At 39.6% G+C, this 18,816-nt stretch carries 10 protein-coding genes; 3 read left to right on the forward strand and 7 right to left on the reverse strand.

What is annotated here, in order from left to right:
• Positions 1-21: 21 nt before the first annotated feature.
• The 3 genes from PMAN_RS07435 to PMAN_RS07445 form a co-directional block, all read right to left on the reverse strand.
• Positions 22-1,878, reverse strand: coding sequence for a glycoside hydrolase family 13 protein (locus PMAN_RS07435; protein ID WP_010557469.1), 1,857 nt, complete (start codon positions 1,876-1,878; stop codon positions 22-24).
• Complete coding sequence (locus PMAN_RS07440; RefSeq protein WP_010557470.1) at positions 1,878-3,371, reverse strand: tryptophan halogenase family protein; 1,494 nt, start codon at positions 3,369-3,371, stop codon at positions 1,878-1,880. The genes PMAN_RS07435 and PMAN_RS07440 overlap by 1 nt, the downstream gene beginning before the upstream one ends.
• 115 nt (positions 3,372-3,486) lie before the next feature.
• Positions 3,487-6,273: a TonB-dependent receptor gene (locus PMAN_RS07445; protein ID WP_010557471.1), complete on the reverse strand. Its 2,787-nt coding sequence runs from the start codon at positions 6,271-6,273 to the stop codon at positions 3,487-3,489.
• Positions 6,274-6,933: 660 nt separating this feature from the next.
• Here PMAN_RS07445 and PMAN_RS07450 point away from each other — a divergent pair.
• On the forward strand, positions 6,934-8,556 hold the full coding sequence (locus PMAN_RS07450; protein ID WP_010557472.1) for an alpha-glucosidase family protein: 1,623 nt from the start codon (positions 6,934-6,936) through the stop codon (positions 8,554-8,556).
• Positions 8,557-8,624: 68 nt separating this feature from the next.
• Here PMAN_RS07450 and PMAN_RS07455 read toward each other — a convergent pair whose 3' ends face one another.
• Positions 8,625-9,179, reverse strand: a complete 555-nt coding sequence (locus PMAN_RS07455; RefSeq protein ID WP_010557473.1) for a TIGR00645 family protein — start codon at positions 9,177-9,179, stop codon at positions 8,625-8,627.
• Positions 9,180-9,408: 229 nt separating this feature from the next.
• On the opposite strand from PMAN_RS07455, the gene PMAN_RS07460 reads away from it, so the two are divergent.
• Entirely contained in the window at positions 9,409-9,651 is a 243-nt protein-coding gene (locus PMAN_RS07460; RefSeq protein ID WP_010557474.1) for a hypothetical protein, read from the forward strand.
• Positions 9,652-9,822: 171 nt separating this feature from the next.
• Here the strand turns inward: PMAN_RS07460 and topA are convergent, their stop codons facing one another.
• Both topA and PMAN_RS07470 read right to left on the reverse strand, forming a co-directional pair.
• Entirely contained in the window at positions 9,823-12,531 is a 2,709-nt protein-coding gene (topA, locus tag PMAN_RS07465) for a type I DNA topoisomerase (RefSeq protein WP_010557475.1), read from the reverse strand.
• A 244-nt stretch (positions 12,532-12,775) separates the two neighbouring features.
• Positions 12,776-16,126, reverse strand: a complete 3,351-nt coding sequence (locus tag PMAN_RS07470; protein ID WP_010557476.1) for an autotransporter outer membrane beta-barrel domain-containing protein — start codon at positions 16,124-16,126, stop codon at positions 12,776-12,778.
• Positions 16,127-16,317: 191 nt separating this feature from the next.
• On the opposite strand from PMAN_RS07470, the gene PMAN_RS07475 reads away from it, so the two are divergent.
• On the forward strand, positions 16,318-17,649 hold the full coding sequence (locus PMAN_RS07475) for a dicarboxylate/amino acid:cation symporter (protein ID WP_010557477.1): 1,332 nt from the start codon (positions 16,318-16,320) through the stop codon (positions 17,647-17,649).
• A 77-nt stretch (positions 17,650-17,726) separates the two neighbouring features.
• Here PMAN_RS07475 and sohB read toward each other — a convergent pair whose 3' ends face one another.
• Positions 17,727-18,743, reverse strand: a complete 1,017-nt coding sequence (sohB, locus tag PMAN_RS07480) for a protease SohB (RefSeq protein ID WP_010557478.1) — start codon at positions 18,741-18,743, stop codon at positions 17,727-17,729.
• Positions 18,744-18,816: the final 73 nt, after the last annotated feature.

Genomic DNA, 18,816 nt, shown 5'->3' on the forward strand with positions numbered 1-18,816 from the left:
GCTGCATACGTATTCAGGTCACTATTGTGGCTTATTGATAACTAATACAGTTGCGCTCATAGCTGATAGTTCAATGGTTTTGCCAAGCTTTTGTGTTTTTTGAGTAAATAAATTAAATGCTGTTGTGCTCTTAGGCATCACCTCTTGCATATACTCAATATTTTTTTGTAGTGCCTCTGTGTTTTTATTCATAAATACCAACACAGTTTGCTCGTCGCTAATACGTGAATAACTATAAACCCCTTGTTGAGGCGTAAAGTGTACAAGTTTACCTTTATCTAGTGCTGAGCTGTTTTTTCTAAAGTTAAGCAGCGTACTGATGGTGTTATGCATCTCTTTTTGCTTTTTTGTTAAGCCCTCTTTGGTAAAGGCGTTACGTGTTTGCCCATCAAACCCTCCAGGAAAATCAATTCTAATATCGCCATGGTCTTTACTTGGGGTGTTATCTAATAGTACTTCCGTACCGTAATACATTTGCGGTATGCCACGTGTAGTTAAAAACAAGGTCATCGCCATTTTTGTTTTGTCTACATCTTGACCAAGCTCAGTGTAAACACGGCTCATATCGTGGTTATCGGCAAACACCATAATGTTATTTGTATCAGGGTATAAAAAGTCATTAGCTAACGATTCATATACTTTAACCCAACCCGTGTTCCAACTTTCATCTTCATTTAGCGCTTGAATTACCGACTCTTGCAACGAAAAGTCCATCACGCTTGGTAAGCTTGATGTATAGCCATCTTGGTTATGCTTGCCACGTTGCCAGTAAGAAGCAATAGCAGGGTTAGACGTCCACTCTTCTCCAACAATATTAAAGTCTGGATACTCTTGCATTATGGCTTTTGTCCAATCACTCAAAAATGCTTTATCTGAGTAAGAGTAGGTATCAACGCGTATGCCGCTTAAATCGGCGTATTCTATCCACCAAATCGCATTTTGAATTAAGTATTCACTTAACAGTGGTTGGCGCTGATTTAAATCAGGCATGGTTTCTACAAACCAGCCATCGTTAAACTGGCGCTTGTCGTATTCACTGGCGTGTGGGTCTTGTATGGTTTGGCGCGCATGGCTGGTGGCATTCTTGCCTTTATTAAACTCACCATTAAAGTTAATCCAATCTTTAGTTGGCTTATCGTTAACCCAAGTATGCTCAGAGCCAAAATGGTTAAGAACCATATCCATTACAAGGCCTATACCCTGCTCTTTTGCTTTTACAGATAACGTTTTGTATAACTGGTTTGAGCCCATTCGTGGGTCAACCTTATAAAAGTCTGTAATTGCATAACCATGATAAGAATAATTAGGCATGTTGTTTTCAAGCACAGGTGTTAGCCAAAGCTGTGTGACGCCTAAGTCGTTTAAATAGGGAAGCGCGTTTATAACGCCTTGAATATCACCACCGTGGCGCCCACCTTTTATACTCGGGTTTGCTGCTTCTAACATGTTTGGGACGGTATCGTTTTCTTTATCACCATTAGCAAAGCGATCGGGGTTAATTAAATAAAGCGTATCAGCTGATGTAAACCCTTGACGCTGAGCGCTGTTTTTATCTCGTTCAAGAAGTGGGAACTCAAAGTTATTGCTTGTTTCGCTGCTATTAAACTTAAGCGTTCCGGCTTTAGCGGCGTCGGTAATGGTAATATTTAAAAATACATAATTTGGATTATCGGTACGGGTTACTTTATTTAACTTAACGCCGTTGTATTTAGCTAATTTAATTTGCTCGTTTGCAATGTTTTGCTCATGAACCATGATGGTAATCGTGTTTTTGTTCATGCCAACCCACCAATTAGCTGGCTCAACGTCAAGTGCGTAGCTAATGGTTGGTAAAGTACAGGCACTTACAAGTAAAAGCTTTTTTAAAAGTTGCATCATCAGGCCTTTTTAATTTTTGCTAAAAAATCTTTATGAGTTGGTAATTGATCTACCGTTGAGGTAATAAGCGTTTTTAGTGTTGAGAATAAATCGTTTAGTTGTTCACTACTGAGTGAGTCAACGATGTTGTTGTAATCCTCGGGAATAAGACCTTGCCCAATACACACCTGCTGCCAAGCCACTTCTGCAAATAGCTCGTCGTTTTCGCGCACTACCTTGCCTGTTTGTCTAAATAAATCTATTTTATGAGCTAACGATTGAGGTATATCCATTTGCTTACATTGGCGCCAAAATGGCGAGTCTACTCGTTCGGTTAATTTGTAATGCAAAATAATGAAGTCGCGAATATGTTCTATTTCAGTAACACTTTGCTTATTAAATTCAGTAACAAGCGCATCACTAATGCCATTATGAGGAAATAACTTAATTAAACGTATAACAGCACTTTGAATTAAATGAATACTGGTAGACTCAAGCGGCTCTAAAAACCCACTTGAAAGCCCCACTGCTACCACATTTTTATGCCATTGCTTTAAGCGTCGCCCAGTTTTAAATTTTATTAAGCGAGGATCTGTTGTAGGTTCACCCGGTAAGTTATTAAGTAAAAGTGCAGTCGCGCCCTCGTCAGATAAATATCGACTGCAGTAAACAAGCCCGTTTCCTGTTCTATTTTGCAACGGTATTTGCCACTGCCAGCCTGCGTTATGTGCAATAGAACGCGTATAAGGCCTTAATTCGTCACTTCCTGTTGATTGCACTGCTACGGCGCTATCGCATGGTAAATAATGCGACCAATCAACAAACCCTGTATTAAGCGTTTGCTCAATTAAAAGTGCACGTTGCCCCGTACAATCTATAAATAAATCCCCCTCTATTTGGCTATTATTATCAAGCGTTAGACTGTTAATTTGGCCTGTATTTGGGCACTGAGTAACACGCTCTATTTTTGCATCGATGTGTTTTACACCGCGTGATACTGCCAGTTTTTTAAGGTACTCAGCATATAAGGTGGCATCAAAATGAAAAGCGTAACTTATCCCAGGTAGCTGGGTATTAGGAATAGCGCTTAGTGGTGCAAACTTGTGCTTTTTAGCAGCTTGGTAATTAAGTGAAAAATCCCATAAAGAATCCTCACTACCACTAATTTGCCCTTTTACCCAAAAGTTATAAAAGTCACAAAACGGAAAGTCTTTACCAAACGAGCCAAACGCATGCATGTAACTATGTGATGGTGTTTTCCAATTTTCGAACTCAATACCAAGCTTTATAGAGGCATTAGTAGCATTTATAAAGTCTTGTTCATTAATACCTAACGCATTGTTGAGCTGAATAATGGGCGGAATGGTCGCTTCACCAACACCAATAGTACCAATACTGCGGGATTCTATAAGGGTGATGTTAATTACTTTACCTAATACTTTATTAAGTAGCGCTGCGGCTATCCAACCAGCGGTCCCACCGCCCGCAATGACAACGTTTTTTATTGGTTTCATAGTATTGCCCACTTTTACAAGCCAAAGCTTTGTTAAGTTTGATAAAATTTAGATAAAGTAGCTATAAAAAAGCCCTTGTAAAATAAATTACAAGGGCTTCTACACACAACGTTTATTATAGCTTGTAACTAAAGCCCAATAAGAACGTACGACCATAATCTTGGTAGTCACGTACTTGCAGCGCGTTATCGCCACTTAAAGTGGTAAACGGTTCTTCAGTAATATTTTGTACTTGGAAGGTTACATTTAAGCCATCTAAGCTATCAACACCTGCTTCGCCAAAATCAAAGCCCAATTGTGCATCCCAAATTGTTTCACCTTTAATGTCAACTTGAGTTGCAGCAAGACCTAATCCATTTACATTACCTTTAAAGTCACTACGTTTACGCATACTTGTACGCGCTTGGAAGCCATTACGCTCGTAGTAAACAGTCAAGCTATCAATTTGGTCAGATAGGCCAACAAGTTCATATTCATTCCCATTTTGATCTTCAACGTCTTGTTCAATGCCTGTATGGCTTGCAATTAAACCAAAGCCATCAAGTGAAGAATGAAATACGTTAAACGGTAGCGCAAGAGAAAGCTCGTAACCCCATAGGTCACCGCCGCCGCCATTTACTTTACCATTACCAGTACCTGAAGAAGTTGCTGGTATTTCACCCGTTGCAGGATTAGCTACGCCAGACATATCGACTGCGTAAGTACCATCAAATATCCACTGGTTGATATCTTTATAGAAAACCGCTGCAGAGAAGTATCCTTCTGCATTAAAGTAATTTTCGTAGCTGATATCAAAGCCTGTCGCTTCTTTTGGCTCTAGTTTAGGGTTACCACCTGAAATACTCCAAAAGTTACCATTATCATCTGGTTGTTGCCCGTATGATGCATTGATTGACGCATTCATATCGTTTAATAATGCGCGCGAAATAGTTTTAGCCGCACCAAAACGTAACGTTTGTTCTTCGTCGATTGCAAACGACAAGTTAATGCTTGGTAAAACGTGGCTGTAGTCGTGACTTACGTCTGTTGGTGTAACAACTACGAGACCGTCTACTGTGTTAGCAGCTGAACCCTGTGAAGACTGTTCAGTTTTAACATAGCGAACGCCCACATTACCTGTTACCGGAATTGATCCAATTTCTGCGTTAATATCAGCTTGAACAAAGAAGGCAGTTACTTTTTCTTGGACTGTCCACGACTGTGTTTTATGTTTTTGGTCTGTAAGGCTTTCTTGAAGTAAATCATAGTAACCATCGTTTATTAGGGCACGAGTATCGTAGGCAATCATATCGCCCATACCAATGAAGTCTAAGCTAGCTGAACCTAAACGGTACTGCTCTGGAACCGAAACCATACCTGGGTTAGATAGAGAAAAATCTTTAAGTGTTAAAAAATAACCTTCAGATAACTTTGATTTTTCACGGTCACGATAAGACATACCAAATTTAACAGCATTAACGTATTCGTTGTCTAGAATTTTAGTTGCAGCAAGTTTTAACGTGGTTAGTTCATCATTCACTTCTGGCGCATTGATGAAACCATCTTGTGCTGTATTTTGAAATGGTGTGTCAGTTAAACCATATTTGTCATTAAGGGCTTTACTTCCACCCCACGATAACGGGCCACCTAATTGAATTAGGTTATAGTCACTGTAATCTAGCTCATGAGAAAATTGTGCACCGGTATTACCACCATCAAGCATATAACCAATGTTGTCAGCAACACCATTAGCATCACCTCGACCTGTGCCTGAATAACTTTCAATGCTCCATAGCTGACGTTCAACCTCAGAGCGGCTGATATCAAACTCTGTGCTCCAACTGTCGTTAATATCGTATTTTGCATTAAAACCAAACTGCGTTAATTCAGCTTTTCGTTCTTGATGGTCGTTACGAACAACAACACGCTGACCTTCAGTCACAGCACTTGTGATAAATCCAGTTTCAGCATCAACTGTTGTTGAATCTGAGCTAATTGAACCTTGACCCCATGCAAATGGAATTTCGATACCGCGCAAAATTTGTTCATCTGAAAAGTCGATATAAAGCGCATCAAACGTCATATTTAATTTATCAGTCGGTGCAGCTTCTAATACAAGCATTGCTGAGTCACGCTCAAGCGTTGAAGAACGTACGTATGGTTTAGCACCACCTAAAATAGAATATGATTGACCATCTTCAGTAGTAAACTCTGGGTAACCCCATGAGTTCCAACGCTTTTCTTGGTTTGGAGAACTCATTGTGTTGTAAGCAAATGCTACACCAATGGTGTCATCTGCGAATTGGTCAATGTATGAGACCGTACCGCGGTAACCTTGATCATCACCGTCTGGATTAAGCTTACCAAAACCAGTTTGCTCAAGTTGACCATTAAACATGATTACACGTTCACCTTTACTTAAAGGTTTAACGGTTTGCATGTCGATAACACCGGCGATGCCTTCAGCTTCGATACTCGCACTTGGTGTTTTATAAACGGTAACGCCGCTCATTATTTCAGATGGGTAAAGGTCGAACTCAACGCCACGGTTATCACCAATTGATACTTGCTCACGACCATTAAATGTAGTGGCACTTTCGTTTTCGCTAAAGCCACGTACACTCACTCGGCTTGCACGACCGTCTAGGCGTTGAGCTGTTAAGCCAGGTAGACGAGCGATAGACTCAGCAATCGACGAATCAGGTAACTTACCGATATCTTCTGCAGAGATAGATTCAACGACTTCTGGTGAAAAACGTTTAGTGTTGATTGATTCTACAATACTGCCACGAAAACCTTTAACTTCGATAACTTCTACGTCATCATTTTTTAATTGTTTTTCTTCCGCTGCAGTTGCTGCAAAACTAGTGATGCCAGCAGCAGCTAACGCCAGAGTTAATATACTTGGTTTGAACATAGACATGATGTTTTCCCGTTACCCATATTGTGATACCCGCTCAATTGTTTAGTGATAGTAAACCGAGGCGAGCTTATTTTGTTGTCAGGATGGATATTAACGCTTGGTTTATTTTATTAACAAGTTTATGCATACGTATTCAAGCCTTATAAAACCAACATAAATTAACATAAACTTCACATAAACCTTGGTAACACACTGTTTTAAATGATATTTATTGGTGCAACAATTTTTATCCGAATATTACAATTATGCAAAATAGCCTAATGATTTAAACCTGCTTTAACAGCTTGTAATTATTAAGAAATAAATTAGATCTATGCATTATTGGCTAAATTTAACTAATAAATATCAATGTGAAATTGGTAAGACCATTACATGCAATCACTATTATAGTGCAACCCAGCTAAAATATGCACTTGCGAGGTGCTATGCCGTGTTACTTTTTAATTACATGCAATTGGTAAACAGATTCAATTTAATGGCAACGCTTCCTTAAAACTAAATAGACGCTTTTTGAAGTCACTCAAACATGCTTATTTTTGTGCATACGTATGCAGTCTTTTTACAGTATCTCGGCCTTCACGTATGCTTTTTGCAAATAACGTGATTTACCATAATCACATATAAGAATTTAAAAAACTGTTTGGAATGACGGAGAAAAGCATGGCCCAAAAGCAGTGGTATAAAGGTGCGGTTATTTATCAAGTTTACCCGCGTAGCTTTCAAGATAGCAACAACGACGGTATTGGTGATTTAAGAGGAATAATTAATCGTATTGATTATATTAAGAGCTTAGGTGTTGATGCTATTTGGATTTCGCCATTTTTTAAATCTCCTATGAAAGATTTTGGTTACGATATTAGTGACTACCGTGATATTGACCCTTTATTTGGCAATTTAAACGACTTCGACGAGCTTATTGAACAAGCACACGACCGCGATATTAAAATTATTATCGATCAGGTATTAAGCCATACGTCAGATCAACATCAATGGTTTTTAGACAGCCGAGAAAACCAAAGTAACGACAAAGCCGACTGGTATGTGTGGGCTGACTCTAAAGAAGACGGCACTGCACCAAATAACTGGTTATCAATTTTTGGCGGCGGTGCATGGCAATGGGAACCACGCAGAGGGCAATACTACCTTCATAACTTTTTAACTGAACAACCCGATTTAAATTTTCATAACCCAGATGTTAGAAAAGCAGTGCTAGATAACGTTGAGTTTTGGCTTAAAAAAGGCGTTGATGGTTTTAGACTAGATGCCATTAACTTTTGTTATCATGATGCGCAGCTTCGTGATAACCCTGCAAAACCAAAAGAAAAACGCCAAGGCCGTGGTTTCAGTGAAGACAACCCTTACGCATTTCAATACCACTATTACAATAATACCCAACCTGAAAATATTGAGTTTATGCAAGATATTCGTGCGTTACTTAATAAATACCCAGGCACTGTATCACTGGGTGAAATTTCGTCAGAGGACTCTTTAGCCACTATGGCAGAGTACACACAAGGCGGTGATAAGCTGCATATGGGTTATAGCTTTGAGCTTTTGACTAACGATTATTCAAGTGAGTATATAAGAACAACCGTGCAAACCCTTGAAAAAGGAATGACAGAAGGCTGGCCTTGTTGGGCGTTTAGCAATCACGACGTTGAACGTGTAGCAAGCCGTTGGAGTCAAAATGGCGAAGTTAATTCACAGCAATGTAAAATGCTCACCGCCCTACTCGCATCCTTGCGCGGTAGCGTATGTATGTACCAAGGTGAAGAATTAGGCCTAGGGGAAGCAAACGTAGCCTTTGAGGATTTGCAAGACCCGTATGGAATAACCTTTTGGCCAAACTTTAAAGGCCGTGATGGCTGTAGAACGCCGATGCCATGGGATAATGCCGATTTACACCATGCGGGCTTTAGTGACACTAAGCCATGGCTGCCTGTAGACGAGCAGCATAAACAGCAATCAGTAAAACAGCAAACACATGATCATGATTCTACCTTAAATGCTTATCGTGAATTTATGGCGTGGCGAAAAACAAAAACCGTGCTACTTGAAGGCGATATTGAATTTATTAACACACATGAGCCTGTACTTGCTTTTTACAGAACATTCGAAAATGAAAAAATGTTGTGTGTTTTTAATTTAAGTGGCACTGAAGCATCGCTATCAATGCCAACTGATGTATTAACAGAGTTTAGTGAGCTTAGCCACCATAAAGGCCATGTAACGAACGATGAATTACTATTAGCGCCGTTTGCATGCTATTACGCACAGTGCTAATTGATGCTAACCGCTAATTAGTTACAAAAAAGCCCATGTAATAACATGGGCTTTTTTTGTAGGTAAATTTAATGGTTATGGGTTTTACTATTGAGGTAATCGGTAAATGCAAACAACACTCCAGACATCACAAAAGTAACGTGGATTATTACTTTCCATAATAGCTCGTCGTTTGAATGCGCCTCTGAATTTATAAACACTTTTAATAGTTCAACAGCCGATATTGCAACGATTGCGCTGATAAGCTTCATTTTCAGCCCTGAAAACCCCACTTTACCCATCCAAGATGGCTTATCTTCATGATTATCTATACCTAGTTTAGAAACAAAGTTTTCGTATCCACTAAATATAATAATTAACAATAAGCCTGCAAGTAACGCTGTATCAACCAGCGTCAATATGCCTACTAGTAAATCTTGGCTTGATGCGGTAAAAGTAGCGATCCCCATTAAATAAAGTTGTTTAAAAAACTTTATTAATAACAAAATAACTGCAAACAAAAGGCCAACAAAAAAAGGCGCTAACAACCAACGTCCTTTAAAAATAAACGACTCCAATGCATGCTCTATTTTATTGGTTGATTGAATGTTTTTTTTGGGTGTAACGGGAGTGTTAGGTGTCATTTATTATTCTATGAATTAAAAAAAGGCGACAGTAACGTATTAATTAAGGTTATACAAATAATTATAAAAAAACGGCTCATAAATAAACTTATCTTTACGATAAATATATTTCGTTATCTTTTATTTAAAATTCGATTAAATTCAGCATACCAACAGAAGCGTTCTGCTTGGACATGTTTGTTTAATAGCGACAATCACCGCTATAAAACCATTTTTTAGGAATAAACGAATGAAAAAAGCATTACTTGCATCACTTACAGCGTCACTATTTGCAGTATATGCAACATACTCAGTAGCAGACGACACACCAGTAGCATCAGCACAAATGGTAAAAGAGTACACTGAGGTGTGTGTTAACTGGGCTAAAGACGACGATGTAATGAATGAAGACCTTTACGCGTATGTTTTAAATTGCGTAAATGATGAGCTTGAATCAGAAGGCTATCAAAAAGTAACTTCTGTAAAAATCTAACCCTGACTCAAAGGTATGCTTTAAGCCTGCCTTTGAGGCTACCTATGCTTAGCTAATTGAACAGCCAAAAAGCCGTTGCGAGCACAATTACTAAGCATAAAAAAACCGGAATAGACACATGCTGTGCATTCCGGTTTTTTGTAACTATAAGGTGTTAAAAACGCGCTTTAGTTACTTTTCATCTTTTTTTGCTTTTGCTTTAGGTTTTGCTTTAGCAGGGGCTTTTTTAGCAGCAGCTTTCTTTTTAGGTGCAGCTTTTTTCTTAGCTTCTTCTACCCACTTACCTGCTTCATAATGAGCAGTCCAACCAGTTGCTTTGCCGTCTATCTCAGTCATAACATACTGCGCTTTGTTTTTACGACTGTAGCGCACAACAGCAAGATTACCATCTGGGTCTTGACCTGGTGCGTCCGCTAAATAGTAGAATTTAGGGGATATACGATCTCTAAATCGTTTTAACTCTTCAACCTTAGGGGCTCGAGTTTCACGAGATTTAGGGAATGTATTTGCAGCTAAAAATATACCTGCAGCACCATCTCGTAATACAAAATAGGCTTCTGATTTTTCACATTCTAATTCAGGAATATGAACTGGATCTTCCTTAGGCGGAGCAGCTTCACCATTCTTTAGTAACTTACGTGTATTTTTACACTCTTCGTTATTACAGCCAAAGTACTTACCAAAACGTCCAGATTTAAGTTCCATGTCTGAGCCGCATTTATCACACTCAATAATTGGACCGTCATAACCTTTAATCTTAAACGTGCCTTGCTCAACAATATGCCCTTTACACGCAGGGTTGTTACCACAAACATGTAACTTGCGGGTCTCATCGATTAAATACGAATCCATCGCTGTTTCACAAACGGGACAGCGCTTCATTTGCATTAATTTTTCTGTTTCTTCGTCTTCAACATCAGCGGCAACCGCTTCATCGCCCGACACTAAATTCATAGTAGTAGTACAACGTTCTTTAGGCGGTAAGTTATAACCTGTACACCCTAAGAAAACACCCGTTGATGCCGTGCGAATACCCATTTTACGGCTACAGGTAGGACACTCTATATCAGTTTCAACCATTTCATTAAGACGCATGCCACCTTGTTCTGGTTCGTCTTTTGCAATGGTTAATTGGGTTGAAAAATCAGCGTAAAACTTATCAAGTACTTGCGTCCATACACGTTCACCTTCTGCTATATCATCTAAACGGCCTTCCATTTTTGCTGTGAAATCAAAGTTCATCAAATCGGTAAAGTTTTCAACCAGACGATCGGTTACAATTTCACCCATTTTTTCAGCAAAGAAACGACGGTTTTCTACCCGCACATAGCCACGGTCTTGAATTGTAGAAATGATAGAAGCATAAGTAGATGGACGACCTATTCCTCGTTTTTCTAACTCTTTTACCAAACTTGCCTCACTAAAGCGCGCTGGTGGCTTAGTGAAGTGCTGTTTAGGATCAAGTTCAACAAGTGTCAGTGTTTCTCCCACTGCAACAGCTGGGAGTGATTGATCTTCTTCGTTCTTCTTACGAACAGCTGGTTGCACTTTGGTCCAACCATCAAAACGAAGCACACGCCCTTTTGCCTTAAGCTGAAAATCGTTAGCCGCAACAGTTAAGGTTGTTAAATCGTACTCTGCAGGTACCATTTGGCACGCTACAAATTGACGCCATATTAATTCGTAAAGCTTTTTAGCATCGGCATCTACACCTTCAAGGTGTCCAGACAGCACAGTAACGCTAGAAGGACGAATCGCTTCGTGTGCCTCCTGTGCATTACCTTTAGAACTGTAGTTAATTGGCTCTTTTGGCAGGTATTTTGAGCCAAATTGTTCTGTAACGTATTCACGACACATTTCAACAGCATCTTTCGATAAGTTTGTTGAATCAGTACGCATATAAGTAATATAACCACCTTCGTACAATCGCTGCGCTAGCATCATGGTCTTTTTAACACCATAACCTAAACGTGTACTGGCAGCTTGCTGCATTGTTGATGTGATTAAAGGTGCACTTGGGCGACTTTTACTCGGTTTTTCTTCAACATTAACAACTTTATATTCTGCACTCTCAAGGCTTTTTACCGCCTCTTTGATCTGTGCTTCATTTACAGGTTTAAATGGCTTGTCTGCTTGTTTAGTGACTTCTAAACGCAGGTCAGACTCGCTATTTTTAACATCTGCATGAATATCCCAGAACTCTTCTGGAATAAACGCTTTAATTTCACGCTCACGCTCTACGAGTAATCTTACTGCAACTGACTGTACTCGCCCTGCAGATAAACCACGCGCTACTTTTGCCCACAGAAGCGGCGATACCATAAAGCCCACAACACGATCTAAAAAACGACGAGTTTGCTGAGCAAATACCATGTCAGTATTTAGCTCACCCGGTGTTTCAAACGCTTGCTGAATGGCATTTTTAGTAATTTCGTTAAAAACAACGCGTTTGTATTTTTCTGGTTCACCACCGATGATTTCTTGAAGGTGCCAAGCAATTGCTTCCCCTTCTCTATCCAAATCCGTTGCGAGATATATTTGGTCTGCTTTTTCGGCCAGCTTTTGTAATTCTTGAACAACCTTTTCTTTACCCGGTAGGATTTCGTAATGAGGCTGCCAGCCTTTTTCAGGATCAATCCCCATACGTGCAACCAAGTTTGTGTAATCTCGTTGCTGTTTATAAGCTGCTTTCTCATCCGGTGGCATTTTACGCACTTCTGCTGGCGTTTTAGTTGCCGGCACTTTTGCTTTGCTCGAACCTGAGGTAGGTAAGTCTCGTACATGTCCAATACTGGACTTTACGATAAAGTCATTACCTAAGTATTTATTAATTGTTTTAGCCTTAGCAGGTGACTCTACAATTACTAGCGATTTGCCCATAGTTGCCTATTTCTAACCAAATATTGAAAATGTGTTTACCGCATTAGCGGTGCGAATATTTATAGGTATATCTACAAACACTAGTTGTTACAAGCTTTTAATACAAACTTTTCAGTATTTACTGAATAAACGAACAATTTTTGTTGCTAATTTAGACAAACTGGTGTTTTTAGAATAATTGCTGTGGAATATATAGAACACAAAGAAAAATGCCAACCTAAAGGTTGGCATTTTTTACGATAACTTAAACATCATCGAAAATTGTGATGCCTGTCGAGACCGTTTTACTGGCCCCTAGTTGGTTTTCAAATTCAAAAGTAATACTTAAAACCCCACTTGTTTGGTCGTTACCATCAGTCTCTCGTGAAATTAATACATCCGAGTACATCGGTTTATCTGTGTTGGTATTAGGTATTGTTTCACTGTGACTAATAATTGACAGATCGCCATTGCTCGTTGTTAAAGACACTACTGTGTTTGCAGGTAATGGATTACCAAATTCATCTGTGTAGTGAATACGAACAGCCATTGATGTTAAACCAATGTCCACGGTAAGTGTTTCAGGGTCTGTTTCGTCAGGGTCATTAGGATCGAAATCTGGGTTATCGATTTCAACATTGTTGACAGAAAGGTCTATTGTAGCAACATCACAACGCTCAGTTACATCGGACTCTTCTAACTCTACAAAAGTTCTGTTACCAGATACTGAGCTTGAACAATCCGCAGGAACAAATACTTCAAATGGTGCTGGTAATGCATCCGTTTTAACCACAGAGAAACGTACATATGGTTCATCGCCTGACATAACTAACTCAATGTTTTTACGAACTTCAACCAACTCACGTGAACATTCGCCTGCAGCATTTGCAGCTTCACTACATAATAACCCATTGTAGAGGCCGTCAGCGGCATCGTAGATACCGTCGTTGTCTAAGTCACGCCACGTTTCGTTATGGCCACCACGCGAGTTCAACTCTGAACACGCATCTGATACAGGGTCGTAATCATCGCCGCGTGCATCACTACAATCCGCTTTATCAAAGCTGTTATTTTCGTTGTGATCAATAAAGGCTTCAGGTAAATCGTAGCTAGCGTAGTACTCGCCAATATCAAATAAGCCATTCGTACGCTTTATATCATCAGTTGATTGCTCATCAACAAAATTCTCTTGACCTTTAGTAACTGCAAGCACACTTACGCGCCCGCCCATTACTACGCCGTTTTCGTCATTCTTAGCGCGTGTAATACCATTAATACACGGTGCAGCTGCGCCGAAATAAGGGTCACAGTTAATTTGGCCTGTTTTAGGGTTTATACCCTCAGTTGTGGACGCATTACCGTCAATATCGCCTATTCTGTTGCCCCATTTGTAATCTTCAAATGGGCGGTCACCTTGAGAACGCCATGTAACAACACAGGTTGCATCGGTTGTTTTACATGTTTCTTCGTTGCTTGAAGAGCCAACCACACCGGCTTCTGAAAGCACTGTGGCTTCAACACCGTCACCGTTGTAATTATTAAACTGGTCACCAAAAAATACAGTTAAATCGGTTATGATACCGTTGTAGTAAAGCGAGTTAGTGTTAAATGTTGTTGGGCTTAAATCAAAGCTGTTTTGGTCAGTTACACCCGAGGCAAGTGTAAGCTGAGCAGAAACAGAACTAATTTGCTCAGAAAGTGGGATCAGGTTTAATGTACCCTCTGGGCAAATTTCATTGCTAGGATCCGTTTGGCACAATTGGAAGTCATCAACCCAACACGTTAAATCATCACCCTCTGGAAGTGCCTTAACATCGTCTTTAGACACATAACATGCTTTCACAACTAAAGGCCCAGGCACAATACCTGACGTTACTGTGGTTTGTACCAAACCTTCGTTATCTGTGTTGCCACTGGTAAGCGTTAAATTTGCAGCGCCTACCGAATCTGTTAGTTTAAAGTCAATTCGTTGCTGAGAAGACGCTATATTGTCAGCATCTAAAAGTTTAAAAGTAACGATTGATTGAGTTGGTAGGCCACCTTCACCTGGTGGAAGCGCAATAAATGTTTCGCTTACATCCACAAATTGAATAGACTGTACTGCAGAACTTTCCACGGGTATAACCGTTGATTCAGTAAAGTTTTGTCCGCCTGTTTCAACAGTAATAGTTACATCATCGTCAATGTTACATCCTGTTGCTCTATAAGTTGCTGTAGCAATACCATTTGACGATTTTACGCTGTCATCAATGACTGACTCACCAGCAATCGCACAGGTAGAGCTAAATTCAACGTCAGTAGCCGTTAAGTATAAATTACCATCTTCGTCTGTAAGCGTTACTTCAATTACAGTACTACCACCTGCTTTAAGTGGTATTACACTACCGTCATCATTGGTGTTCAAGCCGTTATCAACGCTAAGCGTTAAATTTGCAATACCCACTGCAAAGTTTAAAGATGCACTTTCATCGAGAGCCGTTGCTGTAACGGTTCCTGCGCCACCAGTATTGCCCGGTTGCAGCTTCAATAATGCAATACCAAAGTTATCAGTTAAAGCAGTGCCCGATGAAGGTAAAATTGTACCTAAATTAGTTTCAATATTTACGAGTGCGTTTTTACTGCCTTCGCCACTTTGTTCATTAGTGACTTCTACAAATAGCTCACCCAATTCAGAAGATGAAATACTGTTGGTCACAGTACAACCAGATGCTGCAGATAAAGGGTCTAATTTAACATTACTGCGGTTATCATCCCAATCAGCGTTACAGCCTGTTAGTAGTTTGATAGCCACTGAAAATTGCGCTTCATCTTGCGCTGCACCATCACCCGATGAGTAAAAGACAGCTGTGTTACTAACGCTCGTACCACTTGCTGGAGCGTAACTTGCTACAACTTGGCCAGCACCCGTTGCTACACCACTGCCCAATGTGACGCGAGCTTCACCTGAGTCATCAGTAATTGCAGTGCCAAGCTCTGGCGTTATAACGCCCGTAAAATTGGTATTAAAAGAAATAAGTTTATCCGCAACAGCAACACCATCTGATTTTAGTGTAGCAACAACAACACCAACGTTATCCGCAGTTACTGGATTAGCACTGGTAAATTTATCACCATTTTGGTCAACAATTTGGACTTCTAACGTTGTTGAGCCACTCACACCCGTGTCGTCACCTTGGCCACCCGTTGATTGAAATGCAAACGTGGCTGTATACGTTTCATCATCACCATTGTAGGTAGCAGTAACTTCACCAGCGCCTGCCTCAGAGCCTGCACTTAACTCGATTGTTGCTATGCCATCGTTTTGTGTTAGGGCTGAATCAGGGTTTAAAACCCCTATATCGTCAGCCAACGTAAAGGTAATGCGTTTACCAGCAACAACAGCGCCATCATTGTCTTTTAGGGTTGCACGTAAATCTAATGCCGCAGTATTCGTCACGCTATTTGATTTAGTTGCGTCTGCTTGAGAGTACCCTTGTAGCGTTAACGTATAAGTTGTTGTATCTGTGTCCGTATCAGTGTCACCAACTGTACCGCTTTTTTCAATTGATCCACCGCCACCACAGGCTGTGAGTAATAAACTGAGCAATAAAATGCCGAGTAGTCGCATTAAAGGCATGAACCTCTCCCTAGCGTTGTTATTATTAACAATATGTTGTTTACCTCATATTAACCTATAACTTAGTCTAAAATCACAGTTTTTTATTACTTTTTTGTACAAAAATATTTCGTGTAAATACTAATTTTTTCTGTAGTAAATAATTTCTTACTGGTAGTCTATGGCAAATTTATAAAAAGTAGATTCGGTGTATGTCAAAAATCGGTACGTTAAGTTTAACTACTCGCATCATGATTGGTATGGTGCTTGGTGTTACAGTTGGTTTTATATTTCAAGCAATCTTAGCTGGTCAAGACGATTATCTAATCCCTCTTGGATTATTCTCTTTGCCAATTAAAGCCTTTTTTGTTGATGGCATTTTTCATGTGGGTGGGCAAATATTTATTGCCAGCCTAAAAATGCTCGTTGTTCCTCTTGTTTTTGTGTCCTTGGTATGTGGTACCTGCAGCTTAAGCGACCCTAAAAAATTAGGACGATTAGGTGGAAAATCGATTGGCTTGTATTTGATTACAACTGCAATCGCTATAACGGTGGCTATGACACTTGCCTTATTATTTAACCCAGGTGAAGGCATAGGCTTGCCATCTCAAGCAAGTTACGATGCGAAGGAAGCTCCGACCCTCGCTCGTGTTATTATTGATATGTTTCCAACCAACCCGTTTGAAGCAATGGCAAAAGGCAATATGTTACAAGTGATTGTATTTGCATTGCTATTTGGTATTGCTATGGCATTAAGTGGCTCAGCAGGTAAACGTGTTGCAGCCGTTTTTGAAGATTTAAACACCGTTATCTTAAAGTTAGTAACGTTACTAATGAACATTGCCCCTTACGGTGTGTTCTTTTTAATGGCCAAACTATTTACTACGATTGAACTTAATTTGATTGTAAGTTTAGCTAAATACTTTGGTGTTGTTGTATTAGCGCTATTGTTTCATGCCTTTGTAAACTACACCTTATTATTAAAGCTCTTAACCGGCTTAAACCCTGCCACTTTCTTAGCAAAAATGAAACACACGTGTTTATTTGCCTTTAGCACATCAAGCTCTAGTGCAACCATGCCAATTACACTTGAAACTGCAACTAAAAAGTTAGGTGCTAGTAATTCTGTCGCATCATTTACTATTCCGCTAGGTGCAACTATTAACATGGACGGTACTGCAATCATGCAAGGTGTTGCTACGGTATTTATTGCACAGGTTTTTGCAGTAGATTTAACGGTATCCGATTACTTAATGGTAATATTAACAGCTACGCTTGCGTCTGTAGGAACGGCGGGTGTACCAGGCGTTGGTTTAATTATGCTAGCAATGGTGCTTAACCAAGTTGGTTTACCGGTAGAAGGTATCGCCATAATTATTGGTGTAGACAGACTATTAGATATGACTCGTACTGCTGTAAATGTTACAGGCGACTGTATGGTTACTTGTGCGGTTGCTAAAAGCGAAGGTGAGTTAGATGAGACTATATTTAACGACCCTAACGCTGCAAAAGATTTAGAAGATTACCATAAGTCAATTGACTAATGGCCATGCAGTTTTAAAGCTATAAAAAAACCCTGATAGTTATCAGGGTTTTTTATGCGTAACACCTTATGCCGTACTTAAGGATTTAGTGATTTAAACTTAGACAGCAAGTTTATGCCTATTTTATTAACGCCACTACTTAATCCAAGCGCAAATTTATCGCTTAGTCCTTTTTTTACTTTGTATTTTATTTTGTATATTTGACGTTCGCTTTGCTGTTCAAGTAATGCATCGTCGCTTGTTTTAATTACGTCAACTAATCCTTTTTCTATTGCTTGCGTTGCAAACCAATGTTCACCCGTTGCAACTTGGTCTATATTTAAACTTGGGCGCTGTGAACTGACAAACGTTTTAAATAAATCATGAGTTTGTTCAATTTCATCTCTAAATTTTTCACGCGCTTTGTCTGTGTTTTCACCAAACAGTGTCAAGGTTCGTTTAAATTCTCCTGCGGTAATTTGTTCAAACTCAACATCATTCTTTTTCAAGATTTTATTAAAATTTGGAATTTGCGCTATCACACCAATTGAGCCAACTATTGCGAAAGGCGCTGCCAATATTTCATCAGCTACACAAGCCATCATGTAACCACCACTCGCTGCTACCTTATCGATTGACACACTCAGTGGTATACCTGCCGATTTAATGCGTTGCAATTGCGATGCAGCAAGCCCATAGCCATGGACTACCCCACCACCACTTTCTAAGCGAATGAGGACTTTATCTTTTTTAGGGTCTGCAATTGAAATAATTGCCGTAATTTCTTCTCTTAAACTTTCAACTTCATGTGCATCCATGCTACCAATAAAATCAACAACATAAAGGCGAGGTTTTGTGCCTTCTTTATCTGACTTTTTGTCGAGCGCTTTTCGCTCTTTATCGTGCGCTTTAAGTTCTTTTTTACTTAATGTGTTTTGTAAAAAATCCTCTTTAAGCTCACTCAACTGAGCCGACACATCATCAATTTGTATTTCACCCTTTTTTGCTTTTGGCTTCACAGCAGCGCCAACAAGCATCATTAAAATAACCCCTATCGCAATAACAAAGGTAACTGTTTTGGCGAAAAACAAACCGTACTCGTATAAAAATTCCAACTGGTTTCTCCGATTTTAAATTTACGCTAATTTATCATGCTTTTAAGCAAAAAAAAGCCACTTTAAAGTGGCT

Origin of the sequence: Pseudoalteromonas marina, from assembly GCF_000238335.3 — a bacterium.
Lineage (GTDB): Bacteria > Pseudomonadota > Gammaproteobacteria > Enterobacterales > Alteromonadaceae > Pseudoalteromonas > Pseudoalteromonas marina.